The 16751-nt window shown below is 59.1% G+C and carries 16 protein-coding genes; 11 read left to right on the top strand and 5 right to left on the bottom strand.

Translation table 11 applies throughout. From position 1 onward, the window contains the following. Positions 1–87: 87 nt before the first annotated feature. From yjfF to ytfQ, 4 genes are read right to left on the bottom strand one after another with little or no spacing between them, the layout of a single operon-like run. A complete protein-coding gene (gene yjfF, locus D7S44_RS04730; RefSeq protein WP_120452480.1) occupies positions 88–1074 on the bottom strand; it encodes a galactofuranose ABC transporter, permease protein YjfF in 987 nt (328 codons plus the stop codon). Beyond that, complete coding sequence (ytfT, locus tag D7S44_RS04725) at positions 1071–2081, bottom strand: galactofuranose ABC transporter, ATP-binding protein YtfT (RefSeq protein ID WP_120452478.1); 1011 nt, start codon at positions 2079–2081, stop codon at positions 1071–1073. The genes yjfF and ytfT overlap by 4 nt, the downstream gene beginning before the upstream one ends. Continuing rightward, positions 2074–3594, bottom strand: coding sequence for a sugar ABC transporter ATP-binding protein (locus tag D7S44_RS04720; RefSeq protein WP_120452477.1), 1521 nt, complete (start codon positions 3592–3594; stop codon positions 2074–2076). The genes ytfT and D7S44_RS04720 overlap by 8 nt, the downstream gene beginning before the upstream one ends. Before the next feature lie 54 nt (positions 3595–3648). Further along, the gene (gene ytfQ / locus D7S44_RS04715) at positions 3649–4605 is read right to left on the bottom strand and encodes a galactofuranose ABC transporter, galactofuranose-binding protein YtfQ (RefSeq protein WP_120452475.1); all 957 of its coding nucleotides are present in this window, start codon (positions 4603–4605) and stop codon (positions 3649–3651) included. A 715-nt stretch (positions 4606–5320) separates the two neighbouring features. Here ytfQ and ydgT point away from each other — a divergent pair. The 9 genes from ydgT (at position 5321) to nth (ending at position 13099) form a co-directional block, all read left to right on the top strand. Next, positions 5321–5536, top strand: a complete 216-nt coding sequence (ydgT, locus tag D7S44_RS04710) for a transcription modulator YdgT (protein ID WP_120452474.1) — start codon at positions 5321–5323, stop codon at positions 5534–5536. 105 nt (positions 5537–5641) lie between these two features. Then, positions 5642–6085: a DUF2569 domain-containing protein gene (locus D7S44_RS04705; protein ID WP_120452472.1), complete on the top strand. Its 444-nt coding sequence runs from the start codon at positions 5642–5644 to the stop codon at positions 6083–6085. 123 nt (positions 6086–6208) lie between these two features. After that, entirely contained in the window at positions 6209–6790 is a 582-nt protein-coding gene (rsxA, locus tag D7S44_RS04700; protein WP_033747388.1) for an electron transport complex subunit RsxA, read from the top strand. Beyond that, the gene (gene rsxB / locus D7S44_RS04695; RefSeq protein WP_120452470.1) at positions 6790–7368 is read left to right on the top strand and encodes an electron transport complex subunit RsxB; all 579 of its coding nucleotides are present in this window, start codon (positions 6790–6792) and stop codon (positions 7366–7368) included. Before rsxA ends, rsxB begins: the two co-directional genes overlap by 1 nt. Continuing rightward, positions 7361–10075 carry an electron transport complex subunit RsxC gene (gene rsxC, locus D7S44_RS04690; RefSeq protein WP_120452468.1) on the top strand — a complete coding sequence of 905 codons (2715 nt, stop codon included), beginning with the start codon at positions 7361–7363 and terminating at the stop codon, positions 10073–10075. Before rsxB ends, rsxC begins: the two co-directional genes overlap by 8 nt. Then, positions 10076–11134, top strand: coding sequence for an electron transport complex subunit RsxD (rsxD, locus tag D7S44_RS04685; protein ID WP_120452466.1), 1059 nt, complete (start codon positions 10076–10078; stop codon positions 11132–11134). A 3-nt stretch (positions 11135–11137) separates the two neighbouring features. Further along, a complete protein-coding gene (rsxG, locus tag D7S44_RS04680; protein ID WP_120452464.1) occupies positions 11138–11770 on the top strand; it encodes an electron transport complex subunit RsxG in 633 nt (210 codons plus the stop codon). After that, positions 11763–12467 carry an electron transport complex subunit E gene (locus D7S44_RS04675; RefSeq protein ID WP_120452462.1) on the top strand — a complete coding sequence of 235 codons (705 nt, stop codon included), beginning with the start codon at positions 11763–11765 and terminating at the stop codon, positions 12465–12467. The genes rsxG and D7S44_RS04675 overlap by 8 nt, the downstream gene beginning before the upstream one ends. Continuing rightward, positions 12464–13099: an endonuclease III gene (gene nth / locus D7S44_RS04670; RefSeq protein ID WP_120452460.1), complete on the top strand. Its 636-nt coding sequence runs from the start codon at positions 12464–12466 to the stop codon at positions 13097–13099. Before D7S44_RS04675 ends, nth begins: the two co-directional genes overlap by 4 nt. 25 nt (positions 13100–13124) lie before the next feature. Here nth and D7S44_RS04665 read toward each other — a convergent pair whose 3' ends face one another. Further along, entirely contained in the window at positions 13125–13823 is a 699-nt protein-coding gene (locus tag D7S44_RS04665) for a CTP synthase C-terminal region-related (seleno)protein (protein WP_120452458.1), read from the bottom strand. Positions 13824–14503: 680 nt separating this feature from the next. Between D7S44_RS04665 and dtpA the strand changes: the two genes are divergently transcribed. Then, positions 14504–16000 carry a dipeptide/tripeptide permease DtpA gene (gene dtpA, locus D7S44_RS04660; RefSeq protein ID WP_120452456.1) on the top strand — a complete coding sequence of 499 codons (1497 nt, stop codon included), beginning with the start codon at positions 14504–14506 and terminating at the stop codon, positions 15998–16000. A gap of 145 nt (positions 16001–16145) precedes the next feature. Then, complete coding sequence (gstA, locus tag D7S44_RS04655) at positions 16146–16751, top strand: glutathione transferase GstA (protein ID WP_120452455.1); 606 nt, start codon at positions 16146–16148, stop codon at positions 16749–16751.

The raw sequence follows: 16751 nt of genomic DNA, 5'->3' as shown, positions 1-16751 counted from the left end.
GAACAAGGTGTAGCGCTGGCCCGCTTAAAGCACATTCTCACCGTCACAAAAAAGCCGCCCGCAGGCGGCTTAGTCAACAACAAACCCTCAGGTCGCTATCCGCTTCACCGGCGCATTTTTCTGCCGGTCCCACATCACCGTCAGCAGACGCTGCAGCGCGATAAAGGCGAACAGTAAAATCCCAATGGCGATCTTGGTCCACCAGGAGCTCAGCGTGCCGTCAAAGTTAATCCAGGTCTGGATCAGCCCCTGAATCAACACCCCGAACAGCGTGCCGAGCACCGTACCGACGCCGCCGGAGAGCAGCGTGCCGCCAATCACCACCGAGGCGATAGCGTCCAGCTCGACGCCCAGTCCCGCCAGCGCATAGCCCGCCGAGGTATAAATGGAAAAAACGATACCCGCCAGCGTCGCCAGCGTGGTCGACAGCATATAAATGCGGATGGTGGTGGCACGGGTAGAGATCCCCATCAGCTGCGCCGAGGTCACGTTGCCACCTATGGCGTAGACCTGATTGCCGAACCGCGTACGGTGGGCAAGCAAAATCCCGCCCGCCACCACCAGCAACATAACCAGCGCCAGCAAACTCAGGCGACCGCCGCCCGGCACTTTCCACGCCAGACTGGAAAGCGTGGCATAGAGCGGATGATCAATGGGAATTGAGTTCTCCGATACCAGATAACTGCAGCCGCGCAGGAAAAACATGCCTGCCAGCGTAATAATAAACGCCGGGATCTTCAGCGCGTCGATCAGCCAGCCCATCATCGCGCCGAACAGCGCGCCCGCCGCCAGAATAATGGCGAATGCCAGCAGCGGATGAATATGCAGATCGCCAATGGCGCGCGCCAGAAACACGCCGGTGAAAGCGATCACCGCGCCCACCGACAGATCGATGCCGCCAGAGAGGATCACAAAAGTCATGCCGACGGCGATAATGCCGAGAAAAGCGTTATCGGTCAGGATATTGCAGATTACGCGCGTTGAGGCGAAGCCAGGAAACTGGCTCAGACAGAAAAGATAGCCAGCGACAAACACCAGCAGCGTAATCATCAGAGGAAGATGACGTTTAATCATTGGGAACCTCTCCGTTTCAGCATCGCCAGAAAGCGCGGCGACTGCAGCAGCAGCACGCACATGACAACCACCGCTTTCACCACCTGATTAAGCTCCGGCGGGAAACCGGACAGCAAAATGCCGGTATTCATCGCCTGAATAATCAGCGCGCCGATCAGCGACAGCACCAGGTTAAAACGGCCGCCCATCAGCGACGCGCCGCCAATCACCACAGCAAGGATCGCGTCCAGCTCCAGCCATAAGCCGGCGTTATTGGCGTCTGCGCCGCGAATATCGGCGGTCACGATCAGGCCCGCTATCGCCGCGCAGAGTCCGCTAATCACATAGGTGGACATCACCACCAGCCAGCCGTTTACGCCCGCATTGCGCGCCGCGCGCAGGTTAATCCCTACCGCCTCGATAAACAGCCCGAGCGCGGTCTTGCGCGTCAGCAGCCAGACCAGCAGCGCCGCCGCCAGCGTAATCCATACCGGCACCGGCAGCAGCCACAGCGAACCGCTGCCCAGCCATCCCAGCGTCGCGCTGTCAAAGGTCACGATCTGCCCCTGGGTAATCAGCTGCGCGATGCCGCGCCCCGCCACCATCAGAATCAGCGTGGCGACAAAGGGCTGAATGCGCAGCAGCGCCACCAGCACGCCGTTCCATAACCCGCACAGCAGACCTGCGCCCAGCGCGGAAAAAATCACCATTGTCAGGCTGTGACCCGCCACGGTTAAGGTTGCGGCGGTCGCGCCCGCAATCGCCATCACCGCACCCACGGAGAGATCGATGCCGCCGGTGGCGATCACCAGCGTCATGCCGATCGCCAGCAGCGCGACCGGCGCGGCGCGGTTAAGGATATCGATGGGGCTGCCGAACAGGCGGCCATCCTGCAGATGCACGGCGAAAAAGTTATTCGCCACCAGGCTATCCACCAGCAGCACCAGAATCAGTGCGGCGACCTGTGGCAGCCCCGGCGGCAGACGGAATTTACGGCGTTCTGGCTTCGTCATATGGGATTCAAGCATGTTGTGCCCCTCCATCCGCGATAGCATTAACAATCGACGCCACCGACAGTTGCTCAAGCGGGATCTCCGCCACCTGCTTCAGGTCGCGCATAATCACCACGCGATCGGCATAACCCACCAGCTCCTCCAGCTCAGAGGAGATCACCAGCAGCGCCAGACCATCGGCGCAGAGGGATTCGATCAGGCGAATAATCTCGGCGTGCGCGCCGACGTCGATGCCTCGCGTCGGCTCGTCAAGGATCAGAAACTGCGGTCTGGTCACCAGCCAGCGCGACAGCAGCACCTTCTGCTGATTGCCGCCGGAAAGCAGCTCCACGGCCTGCTCGGCGTGCGGCGTGCGAATGCCGAGGCTTTTGATGAAACGTTCCGCAATCGCCTGCTGCTCGCGCCGCTTAATCGGCCGCAGCCAGCCGCGCTGCGCCTGCAGCGCGAGAATAATGTTTTCGCGCACCGAGGCGGCGCCGATAATGCCGTCGGTCTTGCGATCTTCCGGACAAAAACCGATGCCGAGGCGCGACGCTTTCGCCGGGGAGCGAATGGTCTGCGGCTTGCCCTTAATCGTCGCCGTGCCGCGATCGGGACGGCGAATGCCGAACAGCACCTCGGCGGTTTCGGTGCGACCGGAACCGAGCAGACCGGCCAGACCGACCACTTCCCCAGGCCGCACCTCAAGGTCGAAAGGTTCAATGGTGCCCTTCTTGCCGTAGTCACGAAACGACGCTACCGGCTGGTTGCTGCGCAGCGTGCTGCCCTGACGCTGCAGCGCGGTTTCCAGCAGCTCGCGCCCCAGCATCAGCTTGATCAGTTCAATCTGCGGCAGCGTCGCGGTATCGCGCGTGGCGATAAACTGACCGTTGCGCAATACCGTAATACGGTCGGTAATCCGATAAACCTGATCGAGAAAATGGGTGACGAAGATCAGGCTCATGCCTTTGGCTTTCAGCTGCGCCATCAGGGCAAAGAGCATCTCCACTTCGCTGGCGTCGAGACTGGCGGTTGGTTCATCCAGGATCAGCACCTGCGCTGACAGATCGACGGCGCGACAGATGGCGATAATTTGCTGCATGGCGACCGAGTAGTGTCCCAGCGGACGCGTTACGTCGAGAACAAATCCGTAATTGCGCATCAGCGCGTCGGCGTCGCGCACCATGCGTCGGCGGTCAACCATGCCGAAGCGGCGCGGCTCGCGGCCGATAAACAGGTTGTCAGCCACCGACATATTCGGCAGCAGATTGACCTCCTGATAGACCGTGCCGATGCCCATCTTTTGCGCGTCGGCGGTGCTGCGCGGCGCAATGGTCTGCCCGTTCAGGGTCAGCGTGCCCGCGTCGCGGCTGTACACCCCGGTCAGCACCTTGATCAGGGTCGATTTGCCCGCGCCATTCTCGCCCAGCAGCGCCATGATCTCGCCCTTGCGCACGCTAAACGACACGTTATCCAGCGCCTTAACGCCGGGAAAACCTTTGCTGACGCCGCTGATGGTGAGCAGCGCATCATCATTGTGCCTAATCATCTTGTCAGCTCCGCCTCAACAGATAAAAAGCCGCTCCGGAGAGCGGCTCGCGGCTCAGTAACCCATGCCTTTTTTCAGATCCAGCTGTGCCTGCGCATCAGCAGGCAGATAGAGCCGGGATTCGGTTTTGGTGATTTTCGGCGGCAGCGTGCCATCCTTTTTGAATTTCTCCAGCGCGTCGAAAGCCGGGCCAGCCATATTCGGCGTCAGCTCAACGTTGGCGTTAGCTTCTCCCGCCAGCATCGCCTTATAGATATCGGGCACGCCGTCGATAGAGCCGGTGAGGATATCTTTGCCCGGCTTCAGGCCAGCTTCTTTAATCGCCTGAATCGCGCCGATTGCCATATCGTCGTTGTGCGCATAGACCATACAGATGTTCTTGCCGTTGTTTTCCGCCTTGATAAAGCTCTCCATCACCTCTTTGCCCTTGCTGCGGGTAAAGTCGCCAGACTGCGAACGAACCAGTTTGATATTGGGATGGCCGGCGATCGCCTCGGCAAAGCCTTTTTTACGGTCGATAGCGACGCTGGCGCCGACGGTGCCTTGCAGCTCGACAACGTTGCACGGCTTGTTGCCGACGGTTTTCACCAGCCAGTCGCCAATCAGTTTGCCCTCCAGCACGTTATCGGCGGTCACCACCGTCATATAGAGCGATTTATCTTTCACCACGATGGCGCGGTCGAGCAGGAACACCGGAATTTTGGCATCTTTGGCCTCTTCCAGCACCGGCTCCCAGCCGGTCTGCACCACCGGCGCAATAAAGATCGCGTCGACGCCTTGTGCGATAAACGACCTGACCGCTTTGATCTGGTTCTCCTGTTTTTGCTGACCGTCAGCGATTTTCAGCGTGATGCCGCGCTTCGCCGCTTCACTTTTCGCCACGTTAGTTTCCGCTGCACGCCAGCCAGATTCGGAGCCGACCTGAGAGAAGCCGACGGTCAGGTCAGCCGCCATTACCGGCGCTGCTAACGCGGTGCTGACCAGGGTGGTCAAAAGTAAACGTTTCCACATAGTTTGCATTCCTCTGAAGGGCTTTTGCGAGTAAGGGTAAAGAGCCCGTTTAGCCTGGCGTAAATCGCTATGAATAAGGGCGACGCGCCTCACAAATTAGTTCAAATTAAAGGGGTTACGTGCAGGTATGGCAGTTGATCGCCTTATCAGGCATGGACAAAATGACTGGCTATTTTAAAAACGCTGGTTAAATAAATGTAATAAACAGAATCGCTTATGAAATCTGCTCCTGAAAGCGATTACAATTATACGTAAACTTTGGTCATCACACGTGGTGCAGGCGAGATGATAAATTTGTGATTTTCCGCACAGAAACCGGGAATGAACAGGCGCGTCTGAAGCGCCCTTTTGACCACGGGAAAGAGGGCCAGAATGATTAAAAACGCTGTTATTTACTCCTTTCAGTCACCCTGGCGGCGGGGAGCGTAATAAATACGCTTTTATAACCCTAAGCGAAGCGGATTCAGCCTCAGAAAAGTGTAATCGCAGACGTGGCGAGCCCTGGCGCCGTTTAGCGCAGCGGCAAGCGACGGGCGGCGGCGCACCCCCTTTTAGCCGTTTCGCTTTTTTTATGCTCAGATGATAATAAGTGGCGTTTTTAGCGCATTGATTAGCAAAAATAAATAATTTGTCTCTTTTACAGCATAAGACGCTGGACAGCGTGCAGTTGCTCCCTATACTGACCTCTCCTCTGTTCTCTTCATTTATGGCAATCATGACCGCGCAAGATTACCTGCTCAAATTCCGCAAAGTGAATAATCTGGAAAGTCTGGAAAAGCTCTACGATCACCTCAACTACTCGCTCACCGATGATAAAGAGATTATCAGCATGTACCGCGCGGCGGATCATCGGCGCGCTGAGCTGGCGTCAGGCGGTCGGCTATACGATTTAGGCCGCGTGCCTAAAACCGTGTGGCGTTACGTCGTCTGATCCGCGATTAACGGGCCTGCTGGCGCCGCTTCTCTTCTGCGCAGGCAGGCTCTGTTTGAACGTGTTATTCTCTCCCGCTTTCCTTGTCGCAACAGGATCATCCTCATGAATGAATCGGTAACCGCGCCGCGTCTGGGCGGCTGGCTGCTAGTCCCGCTCGCCTGGCTGATTATGATGCTGCTTACCAGCGCCCTGGTGGTGGCAATGTATCTCAGCCCGCTGTTTAATCCGGAATGGCGCGCGACGCTGTTTTCGCACGGCGGCATGCTGGTGACCAACTGGGCAATCTCTCTGCTGACCGCGCTCGCCGTCTGGCTTTACAGCCTGTGGGTATGCTGGATCTTCTGCAAACGTTCGCGCCGCCTGCCACGCCACTACATTATCTGGCTGCTGGTCACGCTGCTGCTGGCGCTAAAGACCTTCGCCTTTACGCCGGTCGCCGACGGCAAAGCTGCTCAGACGCTGCTGCTGGCCCTGCTCGCCGCCGCGGTTTTCGTGCCCTACTTCAAACGTTCCCTGCGGGTAAAAACGACGTTTATCCGGCCGTAACGCCGTGAGTTTCGTCAACAATTTAATCATGAGTGCGAAACAGCCTGCTGCGTTTCGCGCAGTGGTTGAGATAGCGTCACAGATCACAGATAATGAGCCGCTTTCCGAATCAATGGCGAAAAAATGACCGATTATCTGCTGCTGTTTGTAGGCACTGTGCTGGTGAACAACTTCGTTCTGGTGAAATTCCTTGGCCTCTGTCCTTTTATGGGCGTTTCCAAAAAGCTGGAAACGGCGATTGGCATGGGCCTTGCCACCACCTTCGTGATCACCCTGGCGTCGATTTGCGCCTGGCTGGTAAACCACCTGATCCTGGTGCCGCTCGATCTCGTCTATCTGCGCACCATGGCTTATATCCTGGTGATCGCCGTCGTGGTGCAGTTCACCGAAATGGTGGTGCGTAAAACCAGCCCGTCGCTCTACCGACTGCTCGGCATTTTTCTGCCGTTGATTACCACCAACTGCGCGGTGCTCGGCGTGCCGCTGCTGAGCGTTAACCTCAACCATACCTTTTTGCAGGCGGCTCTTTATGGCTTTAGCGCCTCACTCGGCTTTTCGCTGGTGATGGTGCTGTTTGCCGGGATGCGCGAGCGTCTGGTGCTGGCTAACGTGCCTGCGCCCTTTAAAGGCTCCTCTATCGCACTGGTGACCGCTGGCCTGATGGCGCTGGCGTTTATGGGCTTTACCGGTCTGGTGAAATTCTGATGACCGCTATCTGGATTGCAATTATTGTTCTGAGCGCGCTGGCCCTGGTGTTTGGCGCGCTGCTGGGCTACGCCTCTCGCCGCTTCGAGGTAGAAGAAGATCCCATTGTCGAACAGATTGACGAATTGCTGCCGCAAAGCCAGTGCGGCCAGTGCGGCTATCCCGGCTGCCGTCCCTATGCGGACGCGGTGGGCAACAACGGCGAGGCGATTAACAAATGCGCGCCGGGCGGCGAGCAGACTATGCTCAAGCTGGCGGCGTTGCTGAACGTCGATCCCCAGCCGATTGACGGCGACGACACGGCGAAAGAGCCGGTGCGCACCGTGGCCTGGATCAATGAAGCGAACTGCATCGGCTGCACCAAATGCATCCAGGCCTGCCCGGTTGACGCTATCGTCGGCGCGACGCGCGCCATGCATACCGTGCTGAGCGACGTCTGTACCGGCTGCGATCTCTGCGTCGCGCCCTGTCCTACCGACTGCATCGAGATGCGTCCAGTGGCGACCACTACCGCTAACTGGAAGTGGGATCTCGAAACCATTCCTGTACGGGTGATCCCGGTAGAAAGTCATGCTTAATCTGTTGAATATCTTTCGTAAAGAGAAGCTATGGGATTTCCAGGGCGGCATCCATCCGCCTGAAATGAAAACCCAGTCTAACGGCACCCCGCTGAGCCAGCTGCCGCTGCCGGACCGTTTTATTATTCCGCTGAAACAGCATATCGGCCATGAAGGCGAGATTTGCGTTGCGCCGGGCGATCGCGTGCTGCGCGGTCAGCCGCTCACCTTTGGCAACGGCCGGATGCTGCCGGTGCACGCGCCGACCTCGGGCACCATCGATGCGATTGCGCAGCATATGACCGCGCATCCCTCCGGGCTGTCGGAACTCTGCATTTTTATGTCGCCGGACGGCGAGGATCGCTGGACGACGCTGGAGCCGATGGCGGACTACCGCCAGCGCCAGCGCGCCGATATCGTTCAGCGCATTCACGATGCGGGCGTCGCCGGCCTTGGCGGCGCGGGCTTTCCGACCGGCACCAAGCTGCGCGGCGGACTGCGCGGCGTAAAAACGTTAATTATCAATGCCGCTGAATGTGAGCCCTATATCACCGCCGACGATCGCCTGATGCAGGATTATGCCGCCGAAGTGCTGGAAGGCAGCCGCATCCTCGCCTGGGTATTGCAGGCTGAGCGCGTGTTGATTGGCATTGAAGATAACAAGCCGGAAGCGATTGCCGCGCTGAAGCGAGCGCTGGGCGGCGAGCGCGATCTGCACATCCGCGTTATTCCGACAAAATATCCCTCTGGCGGCGCAAAGCAGCTGACCAAAATACTTACCGGTCTGGAAGTGCCGCACGGCGGACGTTCTACCGATATCGGCGTGCTGATGCAGAACGTCGGCACCGCCTGGGCGGTGAAGCGCGCGGTGATCAACGGCGAGCCCCTGACCGAACGCGTGGTGACCCTGACCGGCGAGGCGATTGCGCAGCCGCGCAACGTCTGGAGCCGGATCGGCACCCCCATCAGCCATCTGCTGCACCAGGTCGGCTTTACGCCCGCTCCGCGCCAGATGGTCATTATGGGTGGTCCGCTGATGGGCTTTACCCTGCCGTCGCTTGACGTGCCGGTAGTGAAAATCACCAACTGCATTCTCGCGCCCTCCGCCAGCGAAATGGGCAACAACGACGAGGAGCAGTCCTGCATTCGCTGCTCCGCCTGCGCCGACGCCTGCCCGGCGAAGCTGCTGCCGCAGCAGCTCTACTGGTACAGCCAGGGCGGCGATCACGATAAAGCGCGCGCCCACCATATCGACGACTGCATTGAGTGCGGCGCCTGCGCCTATGTCTGTCCGAGCAATATTCCGCTGGTGCAGTATTACCGCCAGGAGAAGGCCGAGCTGCGCGCTATCGATCTTGAGGCGAAGCGTACCGCTGAAGCGAAAGCGCGCTTTGAGGCGCGCCAGGCACGTCTGGAGCGTGAAAAGCTGGCGCGTGAAGCGAAGCATGAGCAGGCGAAGCAGCGCGTCGCGCGCAGCGACGAAGGCGAACTGGCCGCAGCCCGCGAACGCGTTATGGCGAAGCGGCAGGCGGCAGGCGAAGTTGATCCGGCGGTAGAAGAAGCACAGCGTCAGGCGCGACACGCTCAGGCGCATTTGCGTCAGGCTGAAGCGCAGTCGGAAACCCAGGCGCTGAGCCGCCAGGCTGAGGATCCGCGTAAGGCGGCCGTAGAGGCTGCGATCGCCCGCGCTAAGGCGAAGAAAACTACGCAGCCTGAAGCAGCGGAAGAAGCGAAGACGGAGGCAGCCGACCCGCGCAAAGCGGCGGTAGAAGCCGCCATCGCCCGCGCAAAGGCGAAGAAAGCCGCCGCCGTGCAGACAGAAGAGACGCCGCCGAACGAGGATGCGGCATCGGCCGATCCGCGCAAAGCAGCGGTAGAAGCTGCTATCGCCCGTGCGAAGGCGAAGAAAGCCGCCACCGCGCAGGCTACAGCCGATGCGCCGACGGAAGAGACGCCGCCGATCGAGGATGCGTCGCCGGCCGATCCGCGCAAAGCAGCGGTAGAAGCTGCTATCGCCCGTGCGAAGGCGAAGAAAGCCGCCGCGCAGGCTACAGCCGATGCGCCGACGGAAGAGACGCCGCCGGTCGAGGATGCGTTGTCGGTCGATCCACGCAAAGCGGCAGTAGAAGCCGCCATCGCCCGCGCGAAGGCGAAGAAAGCCGCCGCCGCGCAGGCTACAGCCGATACGCCGACGGAAGAGACGCAGCCGGTCGAGGACGCGCCGTCAGTTGAAACTGCGTCGCCGGTCGATCCGCGCAAGGCGGCGGTAGAAGCCGCTATCGCCCGTGCGAAGGCGAAGAAAGCCGCCGCCGCGCAGGCTACAGCCGATGCGCAGGCGGAAGAGACGCAGCCGGTCGAGGATGCGCCGTCGGTTGAAACTGCTTCGCCGGTCGATCCGCGTAAAGCGGCGGTAGAAGCCGCCATCGCCCGCGCTAAAGCGAAGAAAGCCGAAGCTGCACAGGCCGCTGCCGGTACGTTGACCGAAGAGGTGTTGCCGGTCGAGGACACCCCGCCGGTCGATCCGCGTAAGGCGGCGGTGGAAGCCGCCATCGCCCGCGCTAAAGCGAAGAAAGCGGCCGCGCAGGGATCAGAAAAGGACGTCGTGAATCTCGACGTTGAAAACAGTGATGCGCGTCCGTCGGAAGACGCGCGCAAGGCAGCCGTCGCTGCCGCCATCGCCCGGGCAAAAGCGCGTAAAGCGCAGACGCCGTCGACGTTTGAGGAATAAATGGCTTTTCGTATCGCAAGTTCTCCTTATACCCATAACCGCCGCAGCACCGGCAACATTATGCTGCTGGTGGTGCTGGCGGCCGTCCCTGGCTTTGCCGCGCAGTGGTATTTCTTTGGTTACGGCAGCGTATTGCAGGTGTTGCTGGCGGTGCTGACCGCCTGGCTGGCGGAAGCAGCGATTCTGCGTCTGCGCAAGGCGCCGATTGCTCCCAGCCTCGCGGATAACTCCGCGCTGCTGACCGCTGTGCTTATCGGCATCAGCCTGCCGCCGCTCGCCCCCTGGTGGCTGGTGGTAATCGGCACCCTTTTCGCTATTGTCATCGCCAAACAGCTCTACGGCGGACTGGGACAGAACCCGTTTAACCCGGCTATGGTCGGCTATGTGGTGCTGCTGATCTCTTTCCCGGTACAGATGACCAGCTGGCTGCCGCCCGATGCGCTGCAGGTGGTTAAACCGGGTCTGCTCGATTCGCTGAGCATGATTTTCACTGGCCATACTCTGGCGGGCGATACCATGCAACAGCTGCAGCTGGGCGTGGACGGCATTAGCCAGGCGACGCCACTGGATAATTTCAAAACCGGACTGCGCGCCGGCCACAGCGCAGAACAGCTGCTGGCGCAGCCGATCTATACCGGCGTCCTGGCCGGTCTCGGCTGGCAGTGGATCAATATCGGCTATCTGGCGGGCGGGCTGTTTCTGCTGTGGAAGAAGGCGATTCGCTGGCATATTCCCGCGGCGATGCTGCTGTCGCTGGCGTTCTGCGCCACGCTGGGCTGGCTGATCTCGCCGGAAAGTTTGAATACCCCGCTGATCCACCTTTTCTCCGGCGCGACCATGCTCGGCGCGTTTTTTATCGCCACCGACCCGGTTACCGCCTCTACCACCAACCGCGGACGCCTGCTCTATGGCGCGCTGATTGGTCTGCTGGTGTGGCTAATCCGCAGCTTCGGCGGCTATCCCGACGGCGTGGCTTTTGCCGTCCTGCTGGCGAATATCTGCGTGCCGCTGATCGATTACTACACGCAGCCGCGCGTCTACGGCCATCGCAAGGAGTGATCGATGCTTGAGACTATCCGCAAAAACGCCGTCACCCTGGCGCTGTTCGCCGTCTTTACCACCGGTTTAACCGCCGTGGTGAACTACGTCACCAAACCCACTATCGCGCACCAGACGGCGCTGAATCAGAAAAACCTGCTGGATCAGGTGGTGCCTGTGGATCTGTACGATAATCAGATCCAGCACGAATGTTACCTTGTCACCGATCCTGCGCTGGGGACGACCACGCCGCACCATCTCTATCTGGCGCGTAAAGGTGATACGGCAGTTGCGGCCGCGCTTGAGACCACCGCGCCGGATGGCTATTCTGGTGCGATACAGATGCTGGTTGGCGCTGATTTTCACGGTAAAGTACTGGGCGTGCGCGTTATTGAACACCACGAGACCCCCGGCCTCGGCGATAAGATCGAACTGCGTATTTCCAACTGGATTAACAGTTTTAATGGCAAAGTCGTACACGGCGCCGATGATAAAGCCTTTGCGGTGAAGAAAGATGGCGGCGAATTTGATCAGTTTACCGGCGCGACTATTACTCCGCGCGCGGTAGTCAACGCCACCCGACGCACCGCGCTACTGATTAAAACTTTGAGCGGCAGGCTCTCGTCGCTGCCCGAATGTGGAGAGGCAAATGAGTGAAGCCAAAAACCTGCTGGTTGGCGGACTGTGGAAAAATAACTCGGCGCTGGTGCAGCTGCTGGGGCTCTGCCCGCTGCTGGCAGTAACTTCGACGGCGACCAACGCGCTGGGCCTCGGTCTGGCGACCACGCTGGTGCTGACCATTACCAACAGCGCTATTTCCGCTTCGCGCCGCTGGGTGCCGTCGGAGATCCGCATCCCGATCTACGTCATGATTATCGCCTCGGTGGTGAGCTGCGTGCAGATGCTGATCAACGCCTACGCCTATGGCCTCTATGAGTCGCTCGGCATCTTTATTCCGCTTATCGTGACCAACTGCATCGTGGTCGGCCGCGCCGAAGCGGTCGCCTCGAAAAGCAGCATTCCCCTTGCCGCGCTCGACGGCTTCGCTATCGGCATGGGCGCGACCTGCGCCATGGTCACGCTCGGCTCGATTCGTGAGCTGATCGGCAGCGGCACGCTGTTTAACGGCGCGGATCAGCTGCTCGGCCCCTGGGCGAAGGCGCTGCGCATCGAAGTGGTGCATTTCGATTCGCCGATGCTGCTGGCGATGTTGCCGCCGGGCGCCTTTATCGGGCTGGGCATGCTGCTGGCTGCGAAGTACGTTATCGATCAGAAGATGAAACAGCGCGCTGTGCGTCGCGCCGCTGAAGCGGCGGCGGCTGAACCGCACGCCCAGGCCGGGAAAGCAGTGTGAATCAGGCAAAGCGCGTAGAAATTCTCCGTCGGCTGCGGGAGAACAACCCGCACCCCACGACTGAACTTAACTTCACCTCACCTTTTGAGCTGCTGATCGCCGTGCTGCTGTCGGCGCAGGCGACTGACGTCAGCGTCAATAAGGCAACCGCCCGGCTCTATCCCGTCGCGAATACGCCTGCCGCCATGCTGGCGCTGGGCGTGGAAGGCGTGAAGGAACATATCAAAACCATCGGCCTCTACAACAGCAAAGCCGAGAACGTCATTAAGACCTGCCGTATGTTGCTGGAGCTGCACGGCGGCGAAGTGCCGGAAGATCGCGCCGCGCTGGAGGCGCTGCCGGGCGTAGGCCGCAAAACGGCCAACGTGGTGCTGAATACCGCTTTTGGCTGGCCGACCATCGCCGTTGATACCCATATTTTCCGCGTCAGCAACCGCACCCGCTTTGCGCCGGGAAAAAACGTGGAAGAGGTTGAGGCGAAGCTGCTGAAGGTGGTCCCCAGCGAGTTCAAGGTCGATTGCCATCACTGGCTGATCCTGCATGGCCGCTATACCTGCGTTGCGCGCAAGCCGCGCTGCGGCGCCTGTCTGATTGAAGATCTGTGCGAGTTTCCGGACAAGACGGAAATTTAACGGGCGCGAAAACGCCCGTAGCAAGCTAGCGACGTGCCAGTGCCGCCTGCAGCCAGGCGATCGCCAGCGGCGAATTTTTATTTTGCAGCGCGGCCCGCTCTGACTGAAACAGCGTCGCGACAAAGAAAGGATGATCGTTCAGTTCGATGCCGCGCACATCGCCCGATGCGTCCCAGGACGTGATGCGCAGGTTTTCTCCTTCCAGCGCCTCGCTGAAGGCGGGGTTAACGCCGAAGTTGCAGTGATAGCCCTCATCGCTTGACTGCGCGCCATAGGCCTCGGCAATGCGCGATCCCGGCGCGAATCTCACTTCTCCGCGCTGCTCCACCAGCGAGCAGCTCAACGGCGCGATCACCATGCGGCCGCCTTCGTCGGTCTCGGCGTGATTCGCATCCTGCCAGCCCAGCACATTGCGGGCGTACTCGATTACCGCATACTGAAAACCGCCGCAGGACCCCAGAAAAGGGTGTCGCTGCTCTCGCGCCCAGCGAATGGTCTCAAATACCGCGTCATCATTTTTATAAGGGCTACCAGGTACCACCCAGACAGCATCGCTGCTGCGTACGGCGTCTGAAACGCCCGGCTGGTCGGTAGGAAGCCAGGTGAAGCTAGCGGAAACGCCCAGGTGCGCGGCGGCGCGCTCGATAGCCAGCGGAATGGCCTGATGCGCAACGGCGCTGGCGCGGTAATCGCCCACCAGTGCCAGGTTTAGAGAGGCTGTCATGTTAACGTCCTGTAAAGAGAAATATCGAGGTTACCGGATCGGTAATTTGTTGTCGAGACGGTAAAAATCGCAATTTTCATCTGGCTGCGGCGTGGATTTTCGCTCACGCATCCGACGCCTCCTCCCCGGCACGGTGAGACGCGATTCACTGCTCCCGCCTGGCATTATCAGGGCATTTTTAACGCCCTTTTCGGCTACGCAAACGCTTTCTTCTTTTACCCGATGAATTAATTGATGATTTTGTGCGAAGGATCAACTTTTACACCTGGCTTGTCATTTTAAGGAAGATTTTTGCCGATTTGTTGTTCAAATTAGCTGATAAGTGGATCACATACAAAACATTAAACTGGTTAATTAACAAACCACAACACCTTAGCCTGCAAAATAACGCCCAAGCAGCTTATCTGGTTCTTGTTGCCTGGCGCACCTGAAAAACAACCGTTTGTTCTGATAGAATTGCCAGAGTTGAAATTAAAATCCATTTAACAAACTTCGCTCGGGTTTTAAACCTTACGCAACCCAGGCTTTACAGCATTCAAAAAATTCTTGCCCTGATGCGCGTTATCAGCCACATTAGGCGCCGCTTTTCCCTACTAATAACAATGTCGCGCATGGAAACCTGACATGACGCGGACTTATTTCCTGTCATAAAACAGGGTACGAGAAAAACTGAGGTACAAGTGTCAACTGCAAACAAACACACTGATGAGGCCGTCAGCCTCAATGCGTTCAAACAGCCGAAGGCGTTCTACCTGATCTTCTCGATTGAGTTGTGGGAACGTTTCGGCTTCTACGGCCTGCAGGCCATTATGGCTGTTTACCTGGTGAAACAGCTGGGCATGTCAGAAGCGGACTCTATTACCCTCTTCGCCTCTTTTAGCGCGCTGGTCTACGGCCTGGTGGCTATCGGCGGCTGGCTGGGCGATAAGGTGCTGGGCACCAAACGCGTTATTATGCTGGGCGTGCTCGTGCTGGCGCTGGGTTATGCGCTGGTCGCCTTCTCTGGCCATAACGTCGGCATGGTCTATATCGGCATGGCGACCATCGCGGTGGGCAGCGGTCTGTTTAAAGCCAACCCCTCTTCGCTGCTCTCGACCTGCTACGAGAAAGACGATCCGCGTCTCGACGGCGCCTTCACCATGTTCTATATGTCGATCAACGTCGGCTCGCTGTTCTCTATGATGCTGACCCCCTGGCTGGCGGCGAAATATGGCTGGAGCGTGGCGTTTTCGCTTTCGGTGGTCGGTCTGATCATCACCCTGCTTAATTTCCTGTTCTGCAAAGGTCTGGTTAAGAACTACGGTTCTAAGCCCGACTTCGCACCGCTGAACGTCGGCAAGCTGCTGATGACGCTGGTCGGTGTTGTGGTGCTGGTCGCTATCGCGACCTGGCTGCTGCATAACCAGACTATTGCGCGCATCACCCTGGGCGTGGTCGCGCTGGGCATTATCCTGATCTTCGCGAAAGAAGCTTTTGCCCTGCATGGCGCGGCACGTCGTAAGATGATCGTGGCGTTCCTGCTGATGGTCGAGGCGATCGTCTTCTTCGTGCTCTATATGCAGATGCCGACTTCGCTCAACTTCTTTGCGATTCGCAACGTCGGGCACACCATTCTGGGCATTACCTTTGAGCCGGAACAGTTCCAGGCGCTTAACCCGTTCTGGATCATGCTGGCGAGCCCGCTGCTGGCGGCGGTCTATAACAAGCTGGGCGATAAGCTGCCGATGCCGTTTAAGTTCGCTATCGGTATGGTGCTCTGCTCGGCCGCCTTCCTGGTGCTGCCGATGGGCGCGAAGTTCGCTTCGGATGCCGGTATCGTCTCGGTTAACTGGCTGATCCTCAGCTATGCATTGCAGAGCGTGGGCGAGCTGATGATCTCCGGGCTGGGCCTGGCGATGGTCGCGCAGCTGGTGCCGCAGCGTCTGATGGGCTTTATTATGGGTTCCTGGTTCCTCACCACCGCTGGCGCAGCGATGATCGCCGGTAAAGTGGCAGGTCTGATGGCGGTGCCTGAGAACGTAACTGACCCCCTCGCCTCGCTGAGCGTCTACAGCAGCGTCTTCCAGCAGATTGGTATCGTTACCGGCGTGATTGCCGTGCTGATGCTGCTGACGGCGCCGCTGCTGAACCGCATGACGCAGACGCCACAGGCGGAGCTGGAAAAAGCGCAGGCCTGATTATTCAGGTTCTATGCAGCCGGGCCATGCGCCCGGCTTTTTTTTATCCTTTTTCGGGCCAGACAGAACGCTTGACCGAGGTCACTGGCAAATCTGCGACGACGCATTAAGCTGCAATGATGCTGTCGCAACCCGGAGGTCCGTTATGAAACTGTTCTGTAAGGCTGGCGCCTGCTCTCTTTCGCCGCATATCGTGCTGCGTGAGTGCGGGCTCGACTTCACCCAGGTTAATGTCGACCTGATGAAAAAAGTCACCGAATGCAGCGAAGATTACTGGCAAATCAACCCCAAGGGCCAGGTGCCGGCGCTGGAGCTGGATGACGGCACCGTACTGACCGAAGGCGTGGCGATTGTGCAGTATCTGGCGGACCTGAAGCCCGATCGCCAGCTGCTGGCGCCGGTCGGCAGCCTGACGCGCTACCACACGCTGGAGTGGCTCAGCTTTATCAGCAGCGAGCTGCATAAAACCTTCACCCCGCTGTTTAAACCCGACACCCCTGACGACTATAAACCTCTGCTGCGCGCCCGGCTGGAACAACAGTTCCGCTACGTCGATAAGGCGCTGCAGGATAAGCAGTGGCTGATGGGGCTGCGCTTTAGCGTGGCGGATGCCTATCTCTACGTGGTGGTGCGCTGGGCGTATGCGCTGAAGCTAGAGCTGGATGGGCTGTCAGCGCTGGAAGCCTGGTTCCAGCGCGCCTCCCAGCGGCCCGCGGTGCAGGCGGCACTAAAGGCGGAAGGGATAGCATAA

The organism is Pantoea piersonii, assembly GCF_003612015.1.
GTDB lineage: Bacteria > Pseudomonadota > Gammaproteobacteria > Enterobacterales > Enterobacteriaceae > Pantoea > Pantoea piersonii.
Note: the sequence above shows the minus strand (reverse complement) of the source record. Positions and strands in the feature narration are given on the sequence as shown.